The following is a 24,968-nucleotide window of genomic DNA, read 5'->3' as shown; positions in this document are numbered from 1 at the left end:
GCGCCGCCACTCGTCTCTAGGCTACTTGACACCCGCCGACTTCGAACGCCAATCTACAGCCGCTTAACCTCAACTACGCAAAATCGGGGCAAGCCCAAAGTTCATGAACTTCTTCGTGAAGTACGCTGCCGGCACGGTCAAGCCCACCGAGGCGACCATCACGATCACGCAGCCAATGGAAGCCGAGGACGCCGCGCAGGGACTCGACCCGACGAACAACCTGTACGCGGTGGGCTGGAGCCGCAGCGGGGCACTCTCTGCCATGGTCAACATCCGTCTGGGCGCGGCCACTATCCCCGACGCCATGCGGGACGCTTACGAGGCTGGAACGGACGCGGTGCTGGAAGCGGGCTTCAAGATCGGCACGAAGGAGCTGAGCGTTAAGTTCCCGCACAGCCGCGTGAGTACCTTTGTGCCCGATGGTGGCTTGGGGCGAATCGTGGTTCCCATTGACATCAAAGCCATTTTGAATAATGGCAATCCCACTTTCGAGTGGAATCTCCCCGGCTAAACCTCACGCTTGCCCACCTCGCGCCCGGCCTCACTGCTGGGCGCGTTTCCTTTGGGGTGTCACCCGCCCCACGACACTGACACCATGACCAGCAGCCCCCACCCCGCGCTGAAGCTCAAAGGCTTCACCAAAACCGTTGAACTCTCCACCGGCGTCGAAGTCATCATCAAAAAGCTGAACATCGAGGCGTACACGATGGACGCCGCCCGGCACGTCATGAGCACGCCCGCCCTGCTCACGGCAGCCAGCGAGTACGCCAAAGAGAGCGCGGCAGCCATTGAATCCGTAGACGGTCAAGCCCCAGCCATGAGCCGTGAGCAAATGATGGAAACCAGCATTCAGCTTCAGGAAAAGTTACTGAGGGCCGCACTGATTGAGCCGAAGCTGGAAGCGCTTGTGGAGCTGTACGGCGGCAGCCTAGAGGAACCCGATTACGGTTTGGGGCCAGATTTGACCATGCTGCTGGAAGCGGTGCAGGAGTTCAGCGCCCCGGCAATGGCGGTGGTGCAAGTCGCCGAGCAGTTTCCTGACAAGGCACGCGGTAAGCCTCCACGCGCTGGCTAAGTCCTACAGCTGCCGCCCCCATACGCTGCTGATGATCAACGGGGCTGAGCCTCACGAGCTGCTGGCGTTCGACACGGCGATCATGCTCTGGGCGAACGCAGTGGAAGGCGAGCGGCAGTATCAGGAGAAGACGAAAAGTCAATCCGAGTGAGATAAAGTGCAGGGCATGAAAAAAGTCATGCTTCTTTTACTGCTCTCCGGTACGGCCTTCGCCCAGCAATCTCCCGCCCTTGACGCCTATAAGACTGATGCGCCCAGCGTCTGCGAGCGCTACTTAAGCTTGCCCGCAAGCTTCAGCAGTTATAACGACACGGTGAAGCTTGCACTGGTCGGCAAGTGGGAATTGCCGCTGCCGCTGACCATGATTGACACGGGACTCTTCGCGCCGGAGTGGTCAAGAGGGAGCGAAAAAGACCTTGGCAATGGCTACCGTAGACTTAATTATTACAACAAAGCAAAGCCGCCAGTATTTGTTGATGTCTATTTCGATGAATACGAGCGGGGCAAAACAAGAATCTGCATGGTGTCCATCACCTCCAAGTAAAAACCTCACCCCGCTTCGGCGGGGTTTTCCTTGCCTGCCGGGTGTCACCCTGCCCGCCAATCTTGAAGCATGGCCTCCAACGCTGACCGCATATTGATTGATATCCACGCCGAGGTTGCAGGCGGCGCAGACGTCAAAACGCTGTCCGGTCTAGTTAATCAGCTTAACTCTGACATAAAGGCTACCGGCTCGGCCAGCGAGTCCCAACGGGCGCAACTCCTGGCCACGCGCAACATGATTCAGACCCTCGCCGCCGGGTACGCGGCTGGCAGTGCCGAGGCCATTAAGCTCAGCCAGGCCGCCGCCACGATCACGGCCTCCCTGAGCCGCATCGATGCCGCCAATATCCGCACACTCAGCCAGCAGCTCGCTGGAGTGGACGCCAATGCCGCCGGAGCCAAGACCCGGCTTGAAGGCGTCATCACCGCCGCGCAGGGCATGGCGGGCCGGTTTGCAGCGGGCAGTGTGGAAGCCCAGCGGCTTGCTCAGATCATCGCGGACGCTCAGCGCTCCATCAATCAGATCAACGGGCGCGGCATTGAAGACCTTGAGAAGAAGCTCAAAGGCGCGGGCACGGCGGGCGCACAGTCACGCACCCAGCTTGAAGCGGTGCGGGCGGCAGCGCTGCTCATGGCGCAGGGCTTTGCGGCGGGCAGCGCCGAGGCTCAGCGTCTGGCGGCCATCATCGCCGGTGCAGACGCGGGTCTCAAGCGCCTGACCGACGCGGAAAAGAACACCGGGCTGGCTGCCCAGATTGCGGCGCGGGCGCTGGCCATGCTGCGCGGCGAGGCGGACAGCAGTGCCGGGGGCTTCAGTCGCCTCCAAGCCAGTGTCGTGTCTCTGAACGCCGGGCTGGGAATCTTGCAGCAGGTCGCGCAGGGCGTTCAGCGGATCGTCGGAAGCGGACTGGGCCTGATCCGCCTCGCGGGAGATATGGAGCAGGCTCAGGTGGCCTTCACGACCATGCTAGGCAGCGGAGAGAAGGCAAAAGCGTTCCTGGCCGAACTTGCCGACTTTGCAGCCCGTACACCGTTTGAGTTGGTGGGCCTGCGGGACAGCTCCCGCCGCCTGCTGGCTTACGGCTTTGACGCGAAAGACATCATCCCGGTTCTGACCGCAGTGGGCAACGCGGTCGGTTCCCTCGGCGGCGGAAAGGACATGCTGGATGGCGTGACGCTGGCCATTGGGCAGATGTTCGCCAAGGGCAAGGTCATGGCGCAGGAAGTCAATCAGCTTGCCGAGCGCGGCATTCCGGCTTGGAAGCTGCTGGCCGACAAGATCGGGGTGAGCATCCCCGAGGCCATGAAGATGGCAGAGAACGGAGCCATCAGCTCGGCGGTGGCCATTCCCGCCATCCTTGAAGGCTTGCAAAAGAAATTCGGCGGCGGCATGGAAGCCCAGAGCAAAACGCTGCTGGGCATGTGGTCGAACACCACTGACGTGCTCAAGCAGTTGGGCGGTCAGGCGGGCGAGTACATCACTGAGAAGCTGGGCTTAAAGGACTTGCTGGCTCAAGTAAACGTCAATCTGGGGAAGGTCAAAAGCCTTTTCGAGAGCGGTGGGATTGATGGCCTGTTCAAGAATCTGAGCCTGAAGATTTCTCAGGTGCTGTTTGCGCCGTTTGCAGAGCAGGGGAAGTCCGCTGAAGCCGCCGTGAGCAAAACGCGCAGCATGATTCAGGCTGCTTGGAGCGCTATCCAAGGCACTTATCAGAGCGTGCTCGTCCCAATCTTTGAGCGCATGGCCCCCCTCGTTAAGCGCGTCTGGACAGAAATACCCGGCGTGATTCAGGGTGCGGCGCGGTTCATCGAAGGCGCATTCAACCTGATTGCACAGCTCTGGGAGCATGTTCTTAAACCCATCTGGGACGCGCTCGCACCCGCCTTGGGCGCTGCTGTCACGGCCACCTTCCGCATTCTGGCTGGCTGGCTTGACCGCTTCGGCAGCACCTTTCAAGCCATTTCACAGCTCATCAGCGGCGATTATCAGGGCGCGGCGGACACGTTCTCGGAAATGTGGGCACGTACCGGCAAGGTCATTGATGGTGCGCTTGAAAAGGTTTGGGCCGCGCTCAAGACGCTGGCCACTAATGCGTTTAACAAGGCAAAGCAGATTGGCTTGAACATCCGCGACGGGATCGTGGCCGGGACTGCTGATCTGGCGGCGCGGCTGGGTGAAAGCGTGTCCAATGCCATTGAGAAGGTCAAGGGCTACATCCCCGACTGGGCGCGTGACTTGCTGCACATCGGCAAGGGCAACTTTGCCGATGACGCGGTAGCACGGGCAAAGCAGAACGCTGCCGACGCCAGGGGACGGCAGGATGATCGGAACGCGCCGACTTACGGGCCGAGCCAGAACGATACGGCGCAGCGCGGGCAAGAGACCATTCAAGGCCGTGAGCAACTCGCAACCATGTTGGGACTGGGTGGCGGCACACGTACCGGCACACCGTTTGGCGGCAAGTATTTTGGCGGCAAAATCCACAACGGCGAAGACCTGTTTGCCAAGACTGGCACCGATGTTCTTGCCCCGTTCACTGGCTACCTGACAACCCGCTGGAGTGACACCACCGGGCATATCGCTGAGCTGATCGACGCAGCGGGCAACAAACTCCTTTTAGGACACCTTGACAAGTACGCCGATGGCATAGAGGGCGCTATCAAAAAGGCGGGCGGCAAGCTGCTTGTCCAGCAGGGCCAGCTCATTGCCAAGGTCGGGCAAACCGGCTCACTGGCTCATGCCGATCTGGGGCCGAACAATGCCCACATTCATGCAATGGGCTACCGCGCCGGCAGCGATAAAGCGGTGGAGCCATTTGCCATTAGGTATACCGGCGTCGCGGCGTCCGACAGCGCTGCTTCCGAAAACACCACGGCGGCTCCAGCCAGCAAGAGTAAAAGCAAGAGCAACGCCGAGAACTTCGATTACAGCGGTGTGGGCGGTAAAGCCGCCGTCGCCACCTTACAGGACACCCTCACGGCCCGCCTGAAGCAAGCCGAGGACACTTTCACGCTCAACACCAAAGGGCTGGAAAAGAGTTCAGCCGGGTATCAAAAAGCGGTTGACAAGTACCTGGCCACGCTGAATAACGTTCAAAGCCTAGCCTTCAGTGCCGCTGGCAAGCTGCCGGAAGCTGACGCAAACCGCTCCGATCTGGCAGGCATCGTGAAATCCACTGCCGACAAAATCAGCGGCCTCGCCAAGTCCGGCGGCGCGGTGGAAGCCCTCAAAAAGCAGATTGAGGACGCCAAAGCGGTATTCGGCCTCTACACCAAAGAGACGCCCGGTTACGACAAGGCCCTGGACGCTTATCTGGCCGTGCTCAGGAAGGCTGCTACCGAAAGCCAGAAGCTCGGTAAGGCCATGCCCGCAGGCGACAAGAAAAACGCCCTCAGCAGCCTGTTCGCTTCGACCAGTAGCGAGATTGAGGGCCTGAGCAAAAAGAACGGCCTAGCAGATTCATTCAAGCGCCAGTTGGAAGACGCCCGCGCCGCGTTTCAGTTGGTATCGGAAGACGCGCCCGGTTATCAGAAGGCCGTCCAGACTTACATCTCAGCGCTCGGCAAGGTGCAGGCGGCGGCTAAGCAGGCCCTCCCTGGCACCAAAGACCGCACACAGAAAAATGCCCTCTCCGATCTGGTGGCCTCGACCCGCTCTGAGATTGACGGGCTGAGAGCCGCCGGGACGGATGCGGACAAAATCGCCGAGATTGTGCGGCAAAAGAGCGAAGGCCGCGCCCAGTCGGAGGCGAACACGGCCAAACAGAGCCTTGCCACTGCCGAGCGGAGCTACGCCCTTGCCTTGCAAGCCGCCGGCGAGAGTGCGGACGCCAAGCTCAAGGTTCAGCAAAACGAAGGCGCAGCGCTCGAAGCGGCGCAGGAAGGGCAGGCCCGGAAAAGCTACCAACTCGCCAAAGTGCAGGCCGCCAACAGCCTCTCGGTGGCCTTGGACGCCGCCGCCAAAGGCAAACCCGCTTTACGTGAAGCCGCTGAGCAGCTTGCCAGACAGCAGAACACTCTTGCCCTGCAAGCCGCTCAGGACGCCCGTGACAACGCGCTGAGCAGCGCCAGCGACACCCAAGCGCAGCTCTTGACCCAAGCGGAGAAGACCCAAAAAACCAGCAGTGACGCCCAGTTGCGCCAGACTTTAGAGCTGCAAGCGAGTCTGCGCGGCGTCAAGAAAGAAGCCCTGACCCAGCAGCTCTCCGACGCCGTGACTCAGCGGGACGCCGATCTGAAAAACGCTGAGGGCAACCTGAATGAACAGCTCCACATCGAGCAAAGCGGCGGGGCCAAGGTTCTAGCCTTCCAGCGTCAGCTTGCCGAGGTTCAGCGCAACGAAGCCAGCCGCGCCCTAGTTGAGAAAGCGCGGATTCAGAAGCTGGCGAACGCCACGACCTACGCGGGCAACAGCACGGGCCTGAGTGCTGCAAACGCCGCTGTGGACAGCACCACCGCTGAGGGGAAAACCAACCTCCAGACGGCTTATCTCGCCTCGCTGGACGGCTTTGGACGGGCTGCAGCCCAGCGGCTGAAAGACGTCACCGCAAAGATTCAGGCTCAGGAAAATCAGGTGGCCGATCAGCTCTTCAAAGATCGTGAAGCCCAAGTCAAAACGATTACCGACACGGTGAACGGCCTGTTCAGCGGCGGCGGCACCATTGACCAGCAAGCACAGGGGCGCAGTGACGCGCTCGGCCTGCTGGCTGGGGCGCTGCGCGGCCTCTTAGGGGTCACAGCGGATCAGGCCAGCATGAGCGAGCTGAGCGACGTTCCTACCCTGCTCACGAAGCTGGCAGCGGCTGGGGTTGACCTTTCTGGAGTGGACTTTGATTCGTTGGAAAAACTCGGCCAGCTCTTTCAGAATCTGACCAGCAATGCCGATCAGTTCTTACCGGTGGATCAGGCCAAGCAGTTTGCGGCAGCCCTGCGCGATCTGGGCGGTGCGGCGGCAGATGTGCAGCTCGGGTTAGGGGACAAGAAACTCAGCCCCACTATCCTCAGCGCTTATACGGCCCTGAGCAGCGGCGATCAGGCCAGCTTGCAGGCGGTGGATACCGAGCTGGCGAAGATCGACCCGGAGAAATACCCCTCTCTTGCTGCCCTCGGTCAAAAGGTACAGCAAGCCATCGTGAAGGGCGTGCAAGACGGCGCGGCCCTGACCATCGAAGGGCAAAAAGGTGTGGTGCAGCAGCAACTCACTCAGCTTGACCAGAACAAAGATGGCATGAGCGCTGAGACCTACCTTTCGCGGCGCAAAGACTTACTGGAGCAAAGCGAGGCGCTGGACTATGCCGCTGAGCAGCACCGCCTTGACTCTGCCGGGGCCAGTTTCCAAGCTTACGAGAACGCCGAGGCCGCTCACCTGCGCCGCCTGCGTGGCCTGAACGACGATTACAGCGCCGGGGTACTTAAGGCCGATTTAGACGCCGCCCGCGCCCATCAGCAAGCCCTCAGTGATCTGGAATTGCAGGCGCTGGAAGGCCGTCATGCCCGCTTGGAAATCAACGAAGAGGACTACATCAACCAGCGGGCCACGCGGCAGCTCGCGCTTGCTCAGACTGCCAAAGAGAACTCGATTTCAGATGCTGGTGGGCTGTACGGTGATCCGGCCAAAGTGCAGGCGGCGAATGACGCTTTCAATGCCTCCAAACTTCGCGTTGAGGGCGAACAGCAAGCCGCTCTGGGTCAGCTCACGCTCAGTAACGCCAAACGGACGCAGGACAGCCTAGCTGGGCTGGAAGGGGCCAGCCTCGCCCAGCGCAAGGCCGCCCGCCTCATCACCGAAGAGGAGGCCAGCCGCGAGACTGAACGCCTCCAGATCGACGCCATCGACCGCGAAGAGAAGCGGGCCAAAGCTGCCGCCGATAAAGCCGGTGACGTGGGGGCTTGGAACGAAGCGGGACGGGTTGCCGAGACAGGCCGGATCGGAGCTAAGGCGCAAGGCACATCTGAGCGGGACAACATCGCCGTCCAGAGGCAGCAAGCCACTGAAGACGCTCTCTCCAAGCTCGAACAGGCCGGAGCTGACCAGCGCCACGCCCTCAAGCTCAGCGACGATCTGACCTACAGCCAACAGAAAGAGGACATCCAACTCACCTCAATTGAGCGCCAGCGCAAAGCTGCTGTGAAGGCCGCTGGAGTAGATAAAGACCTCATCAAAACTGCCAACACCGAAGCCGAGGCGCAGCGCACTGCCCTCACTTCGCAGGGGGAAAGCGAGCGTGAGCAAATCCGCTTGCAGCGCCGCTACGCCACTGAGGACGCGCTGGCCAAGCTGGAGCAAACGGCGGCTGACCGTAGACACATTCTCGGCTTGAGTAGCGATGTCGAATACAGCCAAGAAAAGGAAACCTTCCAACTGGCAGCCATCGAACGTCAGCACAAACGCGCCCTCACGGTTGCTGGTGTGGATATTGATCTGAAAAAAACGGCTGACCTTGAAGCCGAGGCCGCCAGTACCCAGATCACGACTCAGGGTGAAGAGGAGCGGCGCTTGATCCGCTTGAACTTGCGCCGCGCTGCCGAAGACGCCGTGACCGCCCTGACCACAGCGCAGGAAGAGGCCCGTCACAAGGCCGGGACGGTGGGTGAGCGGGAATACCTCGAAAGCAGCTTGCAGGCCCGCAGAGATGCCGCTCAGCGTGCTTATGACCGCGCCGTAGAGGACGCCAAAGGCAACGCCGATAAGCTGATAGCAGCCCGCTTGGCTTTGAAAACTGCCCTCATCCAGATTGATTCTGACGGGGTAGAGGCCGGCATCAGCCTCGCCAATAAAGAAGCGGCCTATAAGGTCAAGGCTGCCCAGCGCAGGGCCACCCAAGGCAACGGTCTGGACTTCGGAGCCAACGCCGAGCTGCAAGGGGCGCTGATTGACCAGATCAGCGAGTACCGTACTCAGCTCGTGGGCGGCGCACTCGACAATGAGAAGTACCGCGCGACTGTAGAAGCCCTAGAAGCCGCTGAGGACGCCCTACGCGCCGCCCGCGAAGCCCAGATCAACACCTTTGAACGGTACGCCAAACAAGCCGTCCCAATGGTCACGGCGGCCATGTCATCCCTCGGCGGAATGACGGCAGAAGTGGCCGGGCAGTGGGGAAGCGACCTCAGCAGCATGGTTGACGATGTTGCCAATTTCGCCAAATCACTGTCGAAAGGGGATTACGTTGCGGCGGCCATCCAAGCGCTGACCAGCATCTTCACGTTCTTCTCCAAGCGGGCCGAAGCCTTCCGGGCTGAGCTGAAGAAAACTGCCGATTACAACAAGGGCTTCCGCTTCGATAACGAGGGCTACGGCACGCGCAAAGTCGAAACGTACACCACCGGCATTCTGTTCTGGCAGACGACCCACTTCAAAGAAACCATCGACGAGGCCAGTAAAGCGCTGGCGCTCAGCTTTGAGGGCGGAATTGTCTCCGGCGCAGAAAACGGCTTCAAAGCGGCGCTGGCCACTGGCAGCAAAGACAGCTTCACCAAATCCATTTACGACGGCCTCAAGGAAGTGGCGTTCAAAGGGTTGGTCGACGGGTTCCTGAACAGTGCGCCGGTCATCGCGGTGTTCGGGCCGCTCGTGGGCAAGCTGATGGAAGCGTTCAAAAGCGGAAACAAAGACATGATCGCCACCGCCGTTGCCGACTTCAAGAGTGGCGTAGCCTCGCTTCAGCCAGAAATAGACGGCCTTCTGGAAGTCGGAAAGATCGTCGATGATGCGCTGACCACGCCCGCTGAGAAGGCGCGTAAGGCCGCTGAAAAGGCACGCGGCATCGCCTCGCAACAGCTCGGTATTGAGCAGGCCAGTCTGGACATCCGCAAGAACGCCCAGCTCATCAACGGCGAGGACGCCGCCCGCGAACAACTGGCCCTTGCCAAACGGACGAACGCCGCCGCGATGGAAGAGGTACTCAGCAAGGAGGGGCTGACCCAGGAGCAGATCGCGCTGATCCGTAACGAATACCGCCTCAAGGATGTCGCCGCCGAAACCGAGAAAGAAAACACCCTCAGGGCCATCCGCCAGAAGAACGTGGCTGACCGCTCGAACAATGACTCCACGGCGCTCGGCTTGCAACAGCGGGCCAAACTCATCAGTGAGGCCGATTTCCACACTCAATCCCGCGAACTGGCCCTCCGCCAGGCCGATGAGGAGCAGGCGGCGGCACTGGAAAACACGGCGCTGACCAACGAACAGCGTGAAATCTTGCTCAGGCAGTTCAGCTTGCGCCGCCAAGGGATTGAGCAGGACTATCTCGACTGGGAAGCCGCTGCGGCCAAACGAGCGGCGGAAATCGAGCGGGGCATCCGTTTACAGGCGCTGAGCAACCAAGACAGCCTTGCGGATGCTGAGCACTCGCTAGCCCTCGCCTCTGCGAGCACCGATGAGGAGCGCCGCCGGATCGACAGTGCGTACAACGCCGATAGGCTGGCCCGCACGATTGAGCGCATCGCTCTGGAGCGTGAGGCCGATCTCAGCAACACCGAACTGACCGCCGCCCAGCGGAGCAGCATCAACGCCCGATATGACACTGCGGAACGCGCCGCCCGTCTCACTGCTCAAGCCGCCGAGGTGCAGGCCGCGCAGCAACTGACTCAGCAGCGCGAACAAACCGCCCAGAGTTGGCGCAGCAGCTTCCTGAGCGGCGTGCAAGCCTTCCTGAACGGCGACAGCCCGCTTGACGCGATGTACAAGGGTGTGCGCGACCGCATCAGTCAAGCCATTCAGGACGGTTTCATCGTGAAACGCATCCTCAGCCAGCTTGACCCACTGTTCAGCCAGCTCGACGCGGCACTGAGCAAGGGACTGGACGCGGGCAGCATCATCCAGCAGATCGGCGCGGCCCTGCCCGGCTTGAGCGTCCAGATCGGCGGCGAGCTGGGGCCGCTGCTGGGCGTGCTGAACAGCGCCATTCCCGACCTGACCAAGGCGGTGAACGGGAACACGGCAGCGGTCAAGGAAATCAGCTACACGCAGACGACCATTTATGAAAGTGGTCAGCGTGGCGGCATGGAAAGTGGCCTGCGTGCCCGCTTTGCGCGGTTCGCATGAGGTTCCTCACGTATTACGTGACCTTCAGTCGGGCCGGTGCGCCTTGGCCTTACCAGACTGTCTATCAGCGGGCGGCGGGCGAGTACAAACCGGGTGAACTGGCCGTGCTGGGTGGCCAGCTCGAAATCCTGCCAGGCAACTTGTGCGGCTCCGGCAACCTGAAGCTCAGCGCCGTTCCCGAGCGCGGCGGCTCGCGGATGGCCCCCGGTGATTGGGTGCGGGTCTACCTCTCGGACTCGGACACGCCGATTTACCTCGGTGAAGTCGGTCAGGAGCCGTGGGAAACGGGCGCGGGAGAGGTGAAGCTGCTCAGTCTCAAGGACAGGGTAAGCAGCGCGGCTTGGCGCTCGGATGTGGACACGGACGGGAAGACCGTGCTGCCGCTCAAGGCCCGCTTCCGGCCTTACCTTCAAGCTGTCCTAGCCCGCGCCGTGCTGCCACCCGGAATCACGGTGGGGAGCATCGCGGACGTGAACGCGGTACTGAATGCCCTGACCCTCTTTGAGCTTGTGGGGGACGCTATGCAGGCCGCTTTGCCCGCCGCCGCCGGAGCGACTTGGGGTGTGAACGCGCTGGGCGAAATCGTGGTGCATCAGCTCACTGACACCCTGACCCACCGCTTCCCACGCGCACGCTCGGACAGGCCTCCAGGTGTTCGTGACGGCTACAAGAATTGCGTGCGCTTTGAGTACGCCAGGCCGGACACGGTGCGGGCCTTTTTCGAGTACAAGGCCACGCTGGAGATTGCTGTGTTTGGGGAAGCTTGGCTGCAAGAAGGCTTGCCGGCAAGCGTGACTACCACCCAGAACAATCCATATTCAGGGACGAGCGTAGACGTCATCGTGCTACTCGACCACCCGGACAATCCAACCTTGACCGCCAGTGTCTACGGCCTTCAGACAGCCCTCACGCCAGCTTGGACGGGGCATCTGGGCGACGGGCTGACCCTGAATCCTGCTGTGACTCAGGGCGCGGCCTATCAGCCGGTAGCCAGTGGGGGCGAGGGTGGCAACATCACAGCCGCCACTGGCACGGCCTTTAGTTATGACGTGCTGCTGAGCGTGCCGGTCAGCGGATTGACGATTGAGTACAAGATCGGCGCGGGAAGCTGGACGCCCTCAACCGAGCCTTACGGGGCCAGCAGTTTTGTCAGATTCACTACCAGTAGCGCCCAGGCGCTTGAGTGGCGTTATCTCCAAGACAGCGCTTACGACGCCTACCGGACTGCCCACAGCGGGGATCGTCCGCCTGCCTTTAGTGTCAACATTGCCACTGCCGTACCCGCCGACTATGCCCGCCTGACGGTGAGCTTGCCCGGTGTAAGTGCCGCACAGCCGAGCTTCCGGGCGCTTTTCAAAGCACGCAGGATACCGACTGACCCGGCAGGGAGTTATCTACAATTTGTGATTGCGCCGTTTACCGTCAACCGTACCCGCGTGGGCTTACCCGGCGTCTACGTTTGGCGCTCAGGCGACACGGTGAGTACCGATGTCAACGTGAGCGCCGTAACGCTGGCAAACCCGACGCTGACCAGTCCAGTGAGCATCATGCTGACCCGGAAGGATGATGTGGACGGGCGGCGCATCTGGAGCACGCCGCAGGACATCACCGCCTCTGAAATGGTCATCACCGGCCCGCCCGCGTCTGTGGGCTGGATTGGCGCAGCTATCGCGGATCAGTTTGCGCTTGTCGCCTACGCGTACGGGCTGCTGCGCTACAAGATGCAGCCGGTTCGGAGCTGGGTAGGCAAGTACAAAACTTTGCGCCGGTTGGACGTGAGCGGCATTGCCCGCTTTGACACGGCCAATGGAGACGTTGATTTGGACGTGACGCGGGGGGTTTACGACCTAGACACCCTGACGCCCAGCATCGAGGCCGGAACGCCGCAACCCTTAGACGATACCGAGGCGCTTGATCTGGGCTTCCAGAGTGTTGAGCGGATTCTCCGCACGCCGGGAGGTGGCGCGTGATTGACCGAGTATTTCTAGATGAAAACGGGGCTGACCTGCTGAACCTGCACCGCTGGACGAATGAGCAGGCTCTCTTCGTGAAGACCGAGACGCTGCCCGATCTGATTCCAGTTGGAACCTTTGAGGATGTGCCGGGTACCGGAATGAAAATCTTCATCGGCGAGCGCCGCCCGAGGGCTGGTCAGATGGTCATAACGCTCGCAACGCACGGCAAAAACCATGACTTCGCCTTTGCTTTGCAGCGCGAAATTGCCACTGTTGCCCCGCTGTTTCGTGGGTACAGCCGCACGCCGGGCGGGACGCTGAGTATCGCCGGGGTGAGCAAGGTCACGCGCAGCTTTGCCGGAAGCGCTCAGCTCGGCGGCGCAGTGGAGCTGACGATTGAGCACAAGTCGCCGTACTTCTGGCAGGAAAGCAAAGAACGCCCGGTGGCAGTCGGAAGTGCGGCCATCGTCAACATCAGCGGGCAAGCGCGGGCGGATCTGCGAACCAGCATCACGGCGGGCGGGTCGGCTGTCATCAACCCCAGCATCCTGAGTGACGCGGGGCTGACCACCTGGCACGGCACGATCCCGCCGGGTCTGACCCTGACGCTTGACGGCGAGGACGTGACCTTGAACGGAGTGGACGCCGCGCTGTATGTGACCGGCCCGCTGCCGTATCTGGAACCGGGTTTGTCCAGCCTGACCATCATCGCCGCCGGGGCCACCGCCGTCATCGGGTGGAAAGAGGGGGAACTTTGAGCAACGTAGTCTGGAAATTCAAACATGACCGGGGCACCGAAACGGCCCCGCTGAGCGTCTCCTTTTCGGTAGATGGTTCGCATGGCGTGATCGGTCAGAACGGCGTCGGCCCGGCCAAGGGCTTCCCCGATGCGGCCATTGATTCGGGCGGAGACCTGAAAGCATTCAACGGCACAGCCTTCAGCGACTTCATCAGCGGCGCGGCCCGCCCCGGTATTGACCCTGACCCTGACTCGGTGCGCCTGACGGTTCGCAAGGGCGGCCTGCCAATCAGCTCCATCACATTCCAGCCGGTCTTAAGTTCACCCGCCGCCACCGAACTGGACATTAATGCGCTGATGAGGGCAGGCAAGGCATCCTCTGCAACGCCTGAACAGCTTATTGCCCTCGGCACGGGGTTGGCGGCGTTGGATGCGAAGGCGGCGCGTGCCGACACCGACCACGCCTTGAGTGCGCAATCGCTGGCCGATACCGCGCAGAGTAAAGTAGCAGCGGACAACGCGGTGGCGAACCTCTCCGTCAGCACCACGCGGGGCAAGGTCTACGGCGATAAGGCGGCGGTGGATGCTGCACTCGGGAGTCATCTTGACGACGATCTGGTGGAGAACGCTCAGACGGGCGATATTTTCAAGCGCGTGGCGGGTGCGTGGCAACTGCTGACGAACGTTGGAGCCGGGTACGTCTCGGCGCGGCGCTTCGGGGTTAGCCCGACCAACACGGCGGCGCAGAACGCAATGGCGCTAGCGGCGGCGGCGGCGTTCAGTGCGGCGGCGGGCGTCACTATCGCTAACTTTGAAGACATCACCACGGGCAGCACCTTTGACCCCCCAGAACGCACCTCGTTTGAGTGCCTGGGCTGGGGACGAATCCGGCCCAGCGGTAACTTCACCGCGATCCGACTCAGCAAGCCATTCATCACCGGGAAATACGTGGCCGATACGCGGGCCATGACGGACTTCACCGAATCCGCGGTCATTGTCTCTGGGGACGGGAGGTTTTACGATTTTGACAGACCGCTGGACGTAGAATTAGAGGCGTGGGGCAACCGCCTTACGGTGCGTCAGGGAGTGGGGATTGACCTGCGTTCTGATACAGGCTGGGTCAGTCTCGCCACGCTGAAAATGAAATCGTTCGGTTATGAAACCCCGATCCGTTACTGGACAAACCCCACCCTAAACCTAGACGGCACGCCCTATGTCGGGGGATACATTAACGGGAATGAGGCGACGGTGTCCACCGATTTTGGCACCTACGGCATCGTCTACAAGCATGAGGCGGGCGTTGAGATCAGCGGCAACCGCACGCGGGGCCAATTGCAGGCTCGCCCCGACACCGTTCACACCATCTTGACCACGGGAACCAAGCTGCTTGACAACTTGTTTGAGGTCAAAACGTGGGATTTCAAGCAGACCTATGCTTACAACCTCAGCCCCAACGGGATCGGCAATATCGTGCGGGACGGCGGGCAGACGCCCCTTCGCGCCCGCATCAGCGACTTTGATGAGTACCACTGCGCCACGGTGGGCAGCCTGCCGCACAAGCGAACGGCGATCCTGCCCGCCAGCCTGAATAACCGCAATTTTTCTGGCAACGCAGATGATTCTCTGGCGTTGTCGGATCAGGATTTTGTGGTAACGCAGACCGCTGGCCCTGTGCCTGCTGGCAGTCTGAGCAATGCGTTCCGCGAGCTGATGGAGTTGCGAGCCGTCTACACCTTGAGTGCGGGGCAGTCGGTCACGTTTGAGGTTCAGTTCGATGCGAATTACGCCAGCATGAATATGTGGGGCTTGGTGTTCGATTACGGTTGGAACGCCCGCCGCGTCCTGTTGGAAGCCCGCGTGAAGGTAGGCAGCGTGGATACGTGGGTCACGCACCTTGACCTGACCGACAACTTCAGCGCGTTTCCCGGCTGGCAGCACCCGGCAACGACGGGAAGCGTTGCGCCGGATCGTTTGCGGGTAACGCTTGCTGATCCTGTGGACAGTCTGGGCCGAATTGCGCTGGCCCGCGTCTGGGCACGCATCGGAGCGCTGGGTGGCCGGGCCTACCTCAAACGCAGCGGCGGCATCGTGCGCGGCAAGACCTACTTCAAGGCGGGGCTGACGTTCGGGGCCACCGATACAGACATCGAGGCGGCTCTGAATCTCAAGCTGGATGCACAGGGCAGCATCCGCAGAAAACTGGCCCCAACCAGTGCCACAGATGTCTGGACGCGCCTGTGCCGGATTCAGGCAGTCAACCCCATTGCCGGAAATGAGAATGCCCTTTTCAGCGGGCGCGTCATTCTCGGCACGAGTACGGGCCGCACGGGGGACAGGAGTGCCACAGTGGACTTTGCGTTCGGCGTGCGGGGGGCAGGCAACGCGGTGACGGTGGTGCCACTCCTCACCACGCACGGAAACGCTGCCGACTGGGAGTTTCGGGTGTACCGCACGGCGGACGGCTGGCATGACCTGTATTTCAAACAGGGTCCGTATCAGACATTCGCGCTATTCGACACCCTGTTGTATGGAGGGACAGCGTACTGGACAACAACTGATCCAACCGCTGACGGCACTTTGACGCAGGTGTGGAGCAGCGTCGGCGGGGCGCGGCAGGGGATTGAGGCGGGACACTACCGCGTGGGTGGAGTGCAGGTAGTGGGTGCGCGGGCAGCCGCAATTGCCAACCCCACAGACGCTGCTACCACGCAGGCCGCGCTCATTGCCCTGCTGGCCGTCCAGCGAGCGCACGGACTCATCGCGCCCTGAGAGGGGATGATAGTTTCAATCCGCACCCGCCCCAAAGACGGCTGAAACGTTAGTGAAAAATGAAGTATAAATAAGGATGACTGAACCTACAAATCTGAAGGCGGGATCACCAAGAATCTACGTTCTGGATGTTGTTCGATTTCTGGCCGCTCTGATGGTGGTTCTCTATCATTACACTGTCCGGGGTGCAGAGTTTACAGGCATTGTTCAGCCTCAACTTGCTCCCATCGCCAAGTATGGTTATCTCGGTGTAGATTTATTTTTCGTCATCAGTGGGTTCGTGGTGCTGATGTCCTCGCTTGGCCGGAAGCCAGGCCAGTTTTTTCAATCCCGCTTCGTGCGCGTGGTGCCTATGTTCCTTCCCGCCTGCCTTATCACATTCGCGTACATATATTTCACGCATGAACCTGCTCTTGCGGTCAGCGTCAGGAATCTGGTACTAGACATGTCTCTTTTGGGAATCACACCAGCTACAGTTTTCTTGAAGATCAGCCACGTTGACGGCGTGTATTGGACGCTGGTGTATGAAACTACCTTTTATATCCTGATCTGGCTGGCTCTTTCGACTGGGCTGATTAAAAACATTCGCCCGCTTTTGCTGTGGTGGTTGGCGATTACTGCTGCGGGAGCGTTTTTTCAGCTTGGGATGATCAGCAAGATTCTAAGTGTCTTTTTGCTCACCCAGTACGCTTCTTACTTCATTGCGGGCGGGCTTTTCTACCTGATCTGGCGGGAGAGGCGGGCGGGAGCGGTAGATATTTTGGCGCTAATCGGGTGCTGGGCACTTTCTATTCTGTTTGCTGTCCGCCGCTTAGATGTTCTCACCGCTCAGAATCATATGCCGATGTCACCGTGGGCTATTGGCTTCGTGGTGACGGCCATCTTCGCCCTCTTTGTCGGTATCAGCGCCCACCGCATCCCAGATCACCGCTTCCGTTCTTGGGCTTGGGCGGGGGCTTTGACCTATCCTCTCTACCTTCTCCATCAAAATATCGGGTATGGGCTGATGAACGATCTCAAGGCATCCTTGCCCCCGACGTTGGTTCTACTGCTCGTGTTCGTGATCGTCCTCGGCGGAAGCTGGCTGGCGCATAAATATTTAGAGCGCCCGCTGGCGCGAGTGTTCAAAAATTGGTTCGGGTCAATCGAACGTAAAACACCCAGAATTATGCCTGTTGGCGAACCGCCCCAATAACGGCAGCATCAGCCCCGCCCCACTCTCAGAGGTATCAGCCAGCAGGTACAGCGCTTTTTTCTATACTGAAGCCAATGGCCTCCGCTTGGAAATCACATGTTGTCGTCAGCGGTTCAATCGAGCATGCGCTGCTGGCAAGTACCTCGGCAGACACACCGAGAACACGTCGGCAATTGTTGGTCATCGCCATACGCAATGACTTGAAACTCTACGATGATCAGACGGTTGGGACGGCTCTTAGGCGTTTGCTTGCGACTGAGTTATTGAGGTCAGGTCGGAGCGATGGAGGCTTAGTCCATTACCATCTGACACCGAAAGGCGAGCAGGTGCTGCAAGTCCTTGCTCAAATTCCTGCCTGATTGGCGTTGTTATCAGCCAGCAAATACAGCAAAAAAGGCCACTCCGAATCGAGTGGCCTTCCTGATTTCCCTTACGCCGCTTCCGGCCCCTCCCCGAACCGAGCCAGCGCCCCCACCAGCCGCGTCGGGTCGGCCTTTGCATAGATCTCCGTAGTGGCGATGCTGGAGTGCCGCATGTGCCTCGCCACTACGAAAATGTCGTGCGTCTCGCTCAGCAGCATGGTGGCCGCCGAGTGCCTCAAGCCGTGCACCTGGCGCTTCTCGTACTTCACCTCGGCCATCAGGCACAGGTGCTTCAGAGCCAGTCTGACCGACTTCGGGTTGCACCACGGCAGCACCAGCCCGCGCCGCAACTCAACCGCCACGCCGCTCAACGCTTCGTGCAGGAGGCCAGACAGATGCACCAACGCCAACTTCCGACCCTTCCCGAAGATCCGCATGGTGCGGGCCTCCAGGTCGATGTGTGACCAGTCCAGCGCCACCATCTCCGACATGCGGAGCGCCCCGTGCGCCCCCAGCAAGATCAGCAAGCGTTCCCCCGGCCCGGCCACTCCGAGCAAGCGCTCGATGTCTTCCTTCGAGTACGCTTCCCGTTTCGCCCAGCGGTCCTCGTTGTCCTGAGCGCGGGGCGTGTCTCCGAACGGGTCAGCCTGGAGCACCCCGGCCCAGCGCAAGGCCCTGTACAGAGCGCGGGCAGCACTGCGGCGGCTGTTGATGGTGCCGGGCTTCACGCCTGCCCGCTCCAGCTGGCGCAGGTACCCGATGGTCAGGTCGGTGTCGTACTCGGTCAGGCGCTTCCAGCCCAGCGGCAGCGCGTAGGCGAGGTAGACCCGCACGCCGGTTGCATAGGCCCGCCGGGTGTGCGGACTGGTGTGAGCGCCACCCTTCCCGAACATCAGGAGATTGTGGTCCGTGAGGCTCAGCAGCGTCTCCACGTCCTCTGATTTCAGTGCTTTGCGAACGATCTTCTCCCGTTTGTCGCGGGCGAGCGTGTCCCAGTTGTGGGGATAAGGCATGGACGCCGCCAATGCGGTATTTTCTTTCATGCTGATGCCTCCCTAAAGGCGCAGAGGTCCTGGGTGTTAGCGCACCGCGAGGGCCATTGCTCATTTATCCTACAGCAGATTCATAAACAAATATACGCTTTCAACATAAAGCCGCCTCCGGGCGGTTTTCGCATTCCAGGAGGCCCACCCCCTTGAAACGCATCCTTGCCCTCGCAGCCCTCCTTCTGATCCACCCTCCAAAAAGGTGGTGACTCGGGAATGCAAAACATTCAGTATTGGAAGAATGATACGGCGCGAATACATGCTGGCCTGCTTGCTGAAAAGTCTACGCAACCGCCTCTGGATGATCGTTCTCCCCACGCTCACTGTGGGTCTGCTGCTGACTTTTCTCAAGGTGCCGTGGGGTTGGAGCATCGGTATTGAGGCTCTCACCCTGTTGAGCCTGATTACCGCCATCACACGCTTCTCCTATCTGCGGCATCGTCATGAATTTGATCACTACCCGCTCAAGCGGGCTGATCCGCGCAAAAGCTAGCCCGCCTCTCAGAGCCACCAGCCACCCAAACCCACCCCCAGCCCGCCTCAGCGCGGGCTTTTGCTTTGCCGCGCTCAGGTGTCAGGGGCGCGGCAAGACTTTAAGCATGATCTCGGAGGCAATTTGAAACTTACTTTTCTGCTGCTCGTGCCAGCGCTCGTGGGCCTTGGCGTCCTCTCGGCGCGGCCGGAACCGCCGCTCCCGCTGTGCCGAGTCGAAGCGGTCTGGCAACCCGCGCCCTGGGCCAACGCTCCGGGCGGGTTGCCGTTCGGGTACATCGTCGTCACGACCGTCCCAGACTGCGCCGGACACGCCTTCGTGCGCTTGAGCAACTACGGCGGGCGTTACCCCGGCGAACCGCTGGAAGTCCTGCCCCGCGTGGCTCAGAAGCTCGGCCCCGTCCCCGTGTACCGGCAGCTTGAATGGCTGGCCGGAAGCGGCAAACCCTACCGCGTCGCCGTGCGAGGTTCACCATGATTCCCCGAGGAGCCGATGAAAGACCCCTTGACTGTATTGACCTACATGATCGGCGCAGCAATTTTGATGGTGCTGGGCCGGTACGCCGTGACCGGCGATCCACCGGACAAAGACCTTCTTGCAGGCCTGTCGACCATCATTGGCGGCCTGGTGACGGCGCTGAGCGTCCGCAAGAAAAAGGGGGACGATGATGATTCCAAATCTCCTTGATGTCTGGGGAGCCTTGGTGGCCTGCTGGTATCTGGCGAGCATCGGCGCACTGACCACCCTGTCGGTGCTCATGCTTTGGCATCTCCAGCCGCGCACACCGCTGGCCACCAAGTTGGCCGCCGCGCTGACCATCTTCGGCTTGGCTTACCTCTTCTTGTACGTGATGGACGTCCCCAGCGTGTTGGGCGTGCTGACCGACAGCATCAACGACATTCCGCCCGCCAGCACCCTGCGAACCGGCTTCCTGGCTGGGTTGCTCACCGGAGCCACCATCGCCATGCGGATTCTGGCGGCAGGCAAGGTGAAGCTGTGAGTCCGGCGCTGCTGTCCGTCCTGTTCCTGATCGTCCAGGGCGTCGTGCTGGGCTGGGCGTCGGTGCTGATTCTGGTGCAGTTTCCCGGCAAGTCGGCCCGCTTGCCGCTGGCCTCGGTGGTCGCTTATTACTCCGCCTGTTACTTCTGGCCGCCACCGAGCGCCCGTGCCCTGCGAAACGGAGACGCTTACCTGCTGGCGGACGCGGTGCGCTACGGACTGCTGGTGCTGTCGTTCGCGCTGTGCGTGCTGCTGCTGGTGCGAATCATCCAGCAGCGTGAACGGCGAATCCGGGTGCTGAGCGAGGAAGTCGAGTCGCTGAGAGCGGAGGCCACATGAACGGATTCAACGAAGCCTTTGAAATTGTAATCGGCCACGAGGGTGGTTACGGTGCAGATCCGCGCGATCGGGGAAATTGGACTGACGGCGCGTTCGGTCAGAAGGGCGGCATTCTCAAAGGCACCAAGTATGGCGTGGCCGCCCACGCTTACCCGACGCTCGACATCCGCAATCTGACCCTGGAAGATGCTCGGGCGATTTACAAACAGAACTACTGGGATAGGGCCGCCTGCGATCACCTGCCCCCGCCGCTTGCCCTAGTTGTCTTTGACACGGCCATCAATAGCGGTGTTTCGCGTGCGCTGGGCTTTTTGGCACAGACAAAAGACTGGGTGCGTTATCTCGATCTCCGCTTGCAGTTTTTGCAGAGCTTGACCTCGTGGAAAACGTTTGGCAAGGGCTGGCAGCGGCGGGTGAACACGCTCAGAACACAGGCGCAGCAGTGGCAGGAGGCAGCAGCTAAGCCCACGTCACCGCCGATTGATGTCAGCTTCCCGCCCGCAATTCCTCCGATCACTGTCCAGCCGAATCACCGCGTCATGCTCTCCGAGCGCGGCGCACCGTTTCAAGACGTAAGCGGCTCGAAAGTCACCATTCAGAACTCGAAAGCGGTGGTCATCAATGCCACTGGGGGGGACACATGGATCAGAGTGGACTAAATCTTGACTGGCTTGTCGCGCTGGCCGGAAGCCCCGTTTCGCTGGGCTTGCTGGTGTTTGGCCTTGTGGCGACGATTAAGCGGGACTTCGAGCGTCGCAAACCGCCGATCACCTGGAACCCTTGGCTGTGGCGCGGCATTGCGGCAGTTGTGGGCATGGCGCTGAGCTTGACCATTTACGCCGTGACTGGCAAGGCCACTTTGGGGCAACCCGGCTGGATCGGCGCGGCTCTGTTCGGCTTCTTTGCGGCTGTGGTGAGCGTGGCGGGACGGGACGGCCTCAAGACGGTGCTGGGCTATTTCGGGGGCGGCGGCGTGGCGATTCAGGACGCGCAGCAAGTCAACATCCAGCAACCCGGCCCACCGGCAGACACCTCGCTCCCAGACAGCCCCGACGCGGCCCCGATAGACCCGAGGGCCACCGTCATCATCGAGCGCCCGCCAAGCGGGTTGGAGGCAATCCCATGAACGAACTGCTGAAGCTCATCACCGGCATGGTAGGCGACAAGGTGTCTATCACCACCCTGCTCAAACTCGCACCCGTCCTCGCGCCCGTCATTCAAGACTTGAGCGACGGCGATACCCACTTGTCTGCCGAGAACAGGCTCAAGATTCAGGAACTCTTGGAGAGTGAACTATGAAAAAGCGATTCGGACTACTAGCCTTAACCGGCCTCATCGCCCTCAGCTCCTGCGCTCCGGCCCTGCAAGCGGCTCAGCAGGAAAGCGCCTCACTGAAGATCGACGGGGCCAGTGTGATCTTCGTCAACCCCGGCCCGGACACCGCGACGGCCCCCGCTTTACTGCTCTCTGGCGACTTCGTAACCACTGACCAGAATTGCAAGCGGCGGGCCAGCGGGTACACCGGGTGCACCCTGCCAGATACCCCGGCGAAGAATCTCTATCGTGTGGCGATTGCTCAGGGCAAAGTCACAGCTGGCAGCATCACTTTTTACAAAGCCAGCAGCGGCGTGCGTCCGATCTATCTGAGACTGCCATGAAGCGCCCTGGCCTCCTGATCCTAGCCGCCGCCCTGCTCCTTTCCGGTTGTAGCCAGCTCCCCGCCTCGCGTTCAGTCCCACCAAATGTCACGGGCAGTCTGCGCTAACTCCGAACTCCGAACTCCGAACTCCGAATACCTATCCATAGCCTGAGCAGGGAGCTGTGGATAACTTATGCCACAGATTCCGCCATACTGCACTTAGGTTTACAAAAAGCCCTGAAATATGCAGTAAAAAGACCCGCTCCGACTCAACGTTTGGGCGGGTCTTTCTTGTTTTGTAGGACGCCCCTACTGTTTGAAATTGGTGCCGCGCCGGAGCGTGTCTGGGAAGTGTTGACCGACGCTGGCCGTTACCCGGAGTGGAATCCGGTGATCGTTCGTTTGGAGGGTGAGCTGAAGGCCGGTAAAACCATTGAATTCGAGAACCGTTCAGGCAAGTCCAGCATGGTCTTTCGGCCCAAAGTCTTGACTGTCACTCCAGACAAAGAGCTGCGCTGGCTGGGCCGCTTGTGGGTGCCAGGACTGTTTGACGGCGAACACGCCTTCGTACTTGACGAGGTCAGGCCGGGCGTGACCCGTCTTCGCCACGGCGAACGCTTCCGGGGGCTGCTGGTGCCCTTCCTGCACGGCTGGATCCGGGGCAGCGTCCGTGAAGACTTTACGCGCATCAACGCGGCGCTCAAGGAGCGGGCCGAACAAGCCACCTAAACTAGGCGTGCTGTCCTTCAGTCTGGAAATCGCTGCCCTTGTGGCCGTGTCTAGTACTGGGGCCTCCTCCCCCCTCTTTGGGGGCTGCCAAAAATTGATGAAGACCCAGCTTGTTAAACGGACTGGACGGCACTCCGAGTGGATGAGAGGTTGCGGTAAGAGGGGGGCAGGTAGAATGCATTCTTAGATCCGTTCGGTGTCCCAAACGTATACTTGCAAAAAAGCCCGCCGATGCCGTTTCGTCGCCGTCTGAACCCGAAGGATCCTATTTCATGCCGATTCCCAGCCTTGATCTCTCTCCCCTTTCCCCAGATCAGATCCGGGCAATGTTGGGTGCGGCTTGGGCCTGCCGAGTCAGCGACCCACACGAGTCCGTGCGCCTGTCCCGTCTGGTGCTGGAGCAGCCGCTGGAGGACGCCGAACTGGCCCGCGCCTCGTTTTGCTTGGGCTTCGGACTGGCCAAGCAAGGAGAATTCCGAGCGGCAGAACCAGAGCTGTGCCGGGCGCTGCACCTCTGCGGCGAACTAGGCAATCAGGAGCTGCGGCGCGACAGCTTGAAGTGGCTGGGCGTCGCGCAAAATGAGCAGGGCCGCCCAGTCGAGGCGCTGGCGACCTTCATTCAGGTCAGGCACCTGAGTGCGGCGCTGGGCGACACCCAGGGCGAGATCACGGCGCTGAGTAATATCGCGGCCGCCTACAGCACCATGGGAGATCATCCCAACGCAATGGAGCACCACCTGCTGGCACTGGGCCTCAGCCGGCAAGAGGAGCTGCCGCTTATCGAACGGATCGCGCTCAGCAATCTCAGCGCGGCGTATAACGAAATGGAGCGCTACGACGACGCGCTGGAAGCCGCTGCGGCGTGCCTGAAGGTGCAGGTGGAGGACGACCCCGAGTTGGACGCCATGGCCTGCCAGAACGCGGGCGACGCTCACTTCGGCTTAAAGCAGTTCGCGCAGGCCAGAGCCATGTATCTGAAAGCCCGAGTCTTTTTCGAGCGCACCGGAAATCAGGTCGCCACCGCCGGTATCGCCGTGTCTCTGGGGCGGGTGGGGCAGCGGCAGGGAGCCGGGAACGAAGCGCGGCAACTGTTTGAACGCAGTTTAGAACTTCAGCAAAAGACTGGAGACAGGCGTGGGCAAACCGAAACGCTGCTGCATCTGGCCGAACTGCTGGGGACCTCGAATCAGCCAGAAGACGCCCTGAGCGCCCTGCACCGCGCACGAACCCTGGCTCAGCAGGGCCAGCTCCGCAACGAGCTGTGTAAAGTCGATCTGGCGCTGTCGGCGCTCTACCGGCAGACGGGCCAGTACCGTGAAGCATTCAATCACTTGGAAGGGCATCTCCAGCTCAACGGAGAGCTGTTCAGCGCGGCTTCGGATCAGCGCCTCCAGAGTTTGAGGGTGCAGTTCGGTCTGGAGCAAGCCGAGCGCGAACGGCAAGCAGCCCAGCGCCTGAACGCCGAGCTGAGTGAACTGAACGCCAAGCTAGAGGAAACCAACCATGACCTGCGGGCAGCTCAGGCCCAGAGTGCCGAACTCATGGCCCGCCTCGAGCAGCATGCCAATGAGGACGCGCTGACCGGGCTGCCAAACCGGCGGGCCTTCGACTTGGCGCTGGCCAGATTGTCGCCGGGACAACAGGTCAGCATCGTGCTGTGCGACATCGATCATTTCAAGGCGGTCAATGACCGCTTCTCGCATCTGGTCGGTGATGAGGTGCTGCGCCAAGTGGCCGGGCTGCTGCGGGGCCAGTTGCGACGGGGAGACCTGCTGGCCCGTTACGGCGGCGAGGAATTCGTGCTGGTCATGACCGACACCGGCCGCGCCGCGACTTTGGACATTGGTGAAGACCTGCGCCGAACCATCCAGAACCACGACTGGTCTACCGTGCGCCCTGAGCTCAGCCTAACTGTCAGTTTGGGCGCTGCCGTCGCCCGGCTGGACTCCACCACGTCGGTGCAGGACGTGATGCGGGCCGCCGACGCCGCGCTCTACGCCGCCAAAAATGCAGGCCGCAACCGCGTGGCCATTCGGCTGGCCTAA

Annotated in this window: 20 protein-coding genes; 19 read left to right on the top strand and 1 reads right to left on the bottom strand. The window is 61.0% G+C overall.

The features are described 5' to 3' along the window. Window positions 1-115: 115 nt before the first annotated feature. From FNU79_RS16250 to FNU79_RS16215, 8 genes are all read left to right on the top strand, one after another. On the top strand, window positions 116-511 hold the full coding sequence (locus tag FNU79_RS16250) for a hypothetical protein (RefSeq protein WP_143721845.1): 396 nt from the start codon (window positions 116-118) through the stop codon (window positions 509-511). Between the two features lie 84 nt (window positions 512-595). Further along, a complete protein-coding gene (locus FNU79_RS16245; protein WP_143721844.1) occupies window positions 596-1,075 on the top strand; it encodes an NAD-glutamate dehydrogenase in 480 nt (159 codons plus the stop codon). Between the two features lie 166 nt (window positions 1,076-1,241). Then, the gene (locus FNU79_RS16240) at window positions 1,242-1,619 is read left to right on the top strand and encodes a hypothetical protein (protein ID WP_143721843.1); all 378 of its coding nucleotides are present in this window, start codon (window positions 1,242-1,244) and stop codon (window positions 1,617-1,619) included. Window positions 1,620-1,688: 69 nt separating this feature from the next. After that, window positions 1,689-10,658 (top strand): tape measure protein, encoded by an 8,970-nt coding sequence (locus FNU79_RS16235; RefSeq protein ID WP_143721842.1) that lies wholly within the window; start codon window positions 1,689-1,691, stop codon window positions 10,656-10,658. Continuing rightward, a complete protein-coding gene (locus FNU79_RS16230; RefSeq protein WP_143721841.1) occupies window positions 10,655-12,628 on the top strand; it encodes a hypothetical protein in 1,974 nt (657 codons plus the stop codon). The genes FNU79_RS16235 and FNU79_RS16230 overlap by 4 nt, the downstream gene beginning before the upstream one ends. Next, window positions 12,625-13,371, top strand: coding sequence for a hypothetical protein (locus tag FNU79_RS16225; protein ID WP_143721840.1), 747 nt, complete (start codon window positions 12,625-12,627; stop codon window positions 13,369-13,371). The genes FNU79_RS16230 and FNU79_RS16225 overlap by 4 nt, the downstream gene beginning before the upstream one ends. Continuing rightward, complete coding sequence (locus FNU79_RS16220) at window positions 13,368-16,121, top strand: hypothetical protein (RefSeq protein WP_143721839.1); 2,754 nt, start codon at window positions 13,368-13,370, stop codon at window positions 16,119-16,121. Before FNU79_RS16225 ends, FNU79_RS16220 begins: the two co-directional genes overlap by 4 nt. 76 nt (window positions 16,122-16,197) lie before the next feature. Beyond that, complete coding sequence (locus tag FNU79_RS16215; protein WP_143721838.1) at window positions 16,198-17,316, top strand: acyltransferase family protein; 1,119 nt, start codon at window positions 16,198-16,200, stop codon at window positions 17,314-17,316. A gap of 430 nt (window positions 17,317-17,746) precedes the next feature. Here FNU79_RS16215 and FNU79_RS16210 read toward each other — a convergent pair whose 3' ends face one another. Beyond that, window positions 17,747-18,721 (bottom strand): tyrosine-type recombinase/integrase, encoded by a 975-nt coding sequence (locus tag FNU79_RS16210; protein ID WP_143721837.1) that lies wholly within the window; start codon window positions 18,719-18,721, stop codon window positions 17,747-17,749. A gap of 262 nt (window positions 18,722-18,983) precedes the next feature. Between FNU79_RS16210 and FNU79_RS16205 the strand changes: the two genes are divergently transcribed. The 11 genes from FNU79_RS16205 to FNU79_RS16160 all read left to right on the top strand — a co-directional run bounded on the left by FNU79_RS16205 (window position 18,984) and on the right by FNU79_RS16160 (window position 24,968). Beyond that, complete coding sequence (locus tag FNU79_RS16205; RefSeq protein ID WP_143721836.1) at window positions 18,984-19,217, top strand: hypothetical protein; 234 nt, start codon at window positions 18,984-18,986, stop codon at window positions 19,215-19,217. Between the two features lie 123 nt (window positions 19,218-19,340). Further along, a complete protein-coding gene (locus tag FNU79_RS16200; protein ID WP_143721835.1) occupies window positions 19,341-19,694 on the top strand; it encodes a hypothetical protein in 354 nt (117 codons plus the stop codon). A gap of 15 nt (window positions 19,695-19,709) precedes the next feature. Then, window positions 19,710-19,904: a hypothetical protein gene (locus tag FNU79_RS16195; protein WP_143721834.1), complete on the top strand. Its 195-nt coding sequence runs from the start codon at window positions 19,710-19,712 to the stop codon at window positions 19,902-19,904. Then, entirely contained in the window at window positions 19,882-20,217 is a 336-nt protein-coding gene (locus FNU79_RS16190; RefSeq protein WP_143721833.1) for a hypothetical protein, read from the top strand. The genes FNU79_RS16195 and FNU79_RS16190 overlap by 23 nt, the downstream gene beginning before the upstream one ends. Next, window positions 20,214-20,555 (top strand): hypothetical protein, encoded by a 342-nt coding sequence (locus FNU79_RS16185; protein ID WP_143721832.1) that lies wholly within the window; start codon window positions 20,214-20,216, stop codon window positions 20,553-20,555. The genes FNU79_RS16190 and FNU79_RS16185 overlap by 4 nt, the downstream gene beginning before the upstream one ends. Next, entirely contained in the window at window positions 20,552-21,214 is a 663-nt protein-coding gene (locus FNU79_RS16180; protein ID WP_143721831.1) for a glycoside hydrolase family 108 protein, read from the top strand. The genes FNU79_RS16185 and FNU79_RS16180 overlap by 4 nt, the downstream gene beginning before the upstream one ends. After that, a complete protein-coding gene (locus FNU79_RS16175) occupies window positions 21,196-21,681 on the top strand; it encodes a hypothetical protein (protein WP_143721830.1) in 486 nt (161 codons plus the stop codon). The genes FNU79_RS16180 and FNU79_RS16175 overlap by 19 nt, the downstream gene beginning before the upstream one ends. Continuing rightward, on the top strand, window positions 21,678-21,854 hold the full coding sequence (locus tag FNU79_RS19220) for a hypothetical protein (protein WP_185974764.1): 177 nt from the start codon (window positions 21,678-21,680) through the stop codon (window positions 21,852-21,854). Before FNU79_RS16175 ends, FNU79_RS19220 begins: the two co-directional genes overlap by 4 nt. Beyond that, the gene (locus tag FNU79_RS16170) at window positions 21,851-22,213 is read left to right on the top strand and encodes a hypothetical protein (protein ID WP_143721829.1); all 363 of its coding nucleotides are present in this window, start codon (window positions 21,851-21,853) and stop codon (window positions 22,211-22,213) included. The genes FNU79_RS19220 and FNU79_RS16170 overlap by 4 nt, the downstream gene beginning before the upstream one ends. A 257-nt stretch (window positions 22,214-22,470) precedes the next feature. Next, window positions 22,471-22,923, top strand: a complete 453-nt coding sequence (locus FNU79_RS16165) for an SRPBCC domain-containing protein (RefSeq protein WP_318636151.1) — start codon at window positions 22,471-22,473, stop codon at window positions 22,921-22,923. Window positions 22,924-23,195: 272 nt separating this feature from the next. After that, the gene (locus FNU79_RS16160) at window positions 23,196-24,968 is read left to right on the top strand and encodes a tetratricopeptide repeat-containing diguanylate cyclase (RefSeq protein ID WP_143721827.1); all 1,773 of its coding nucleotides are present in this window, start codon (window positions 23,196-23,198) and stop codon (window positions 24,966-24,968) included.

This window comes from Deinococcus detaillensis, from assembly GCF_007280555.1.
GTDB classification, from domain to species: Bacteria; Deinococcota; Deinococci; order Deinococcales; family Deinococcaceae; genus Deinococcus; species Deinococcus detaillensis.
Note: the sequence above shows the minus strand (reverse complement) of the source record. Positions and strands in the feature narration are given on the sequence as shown.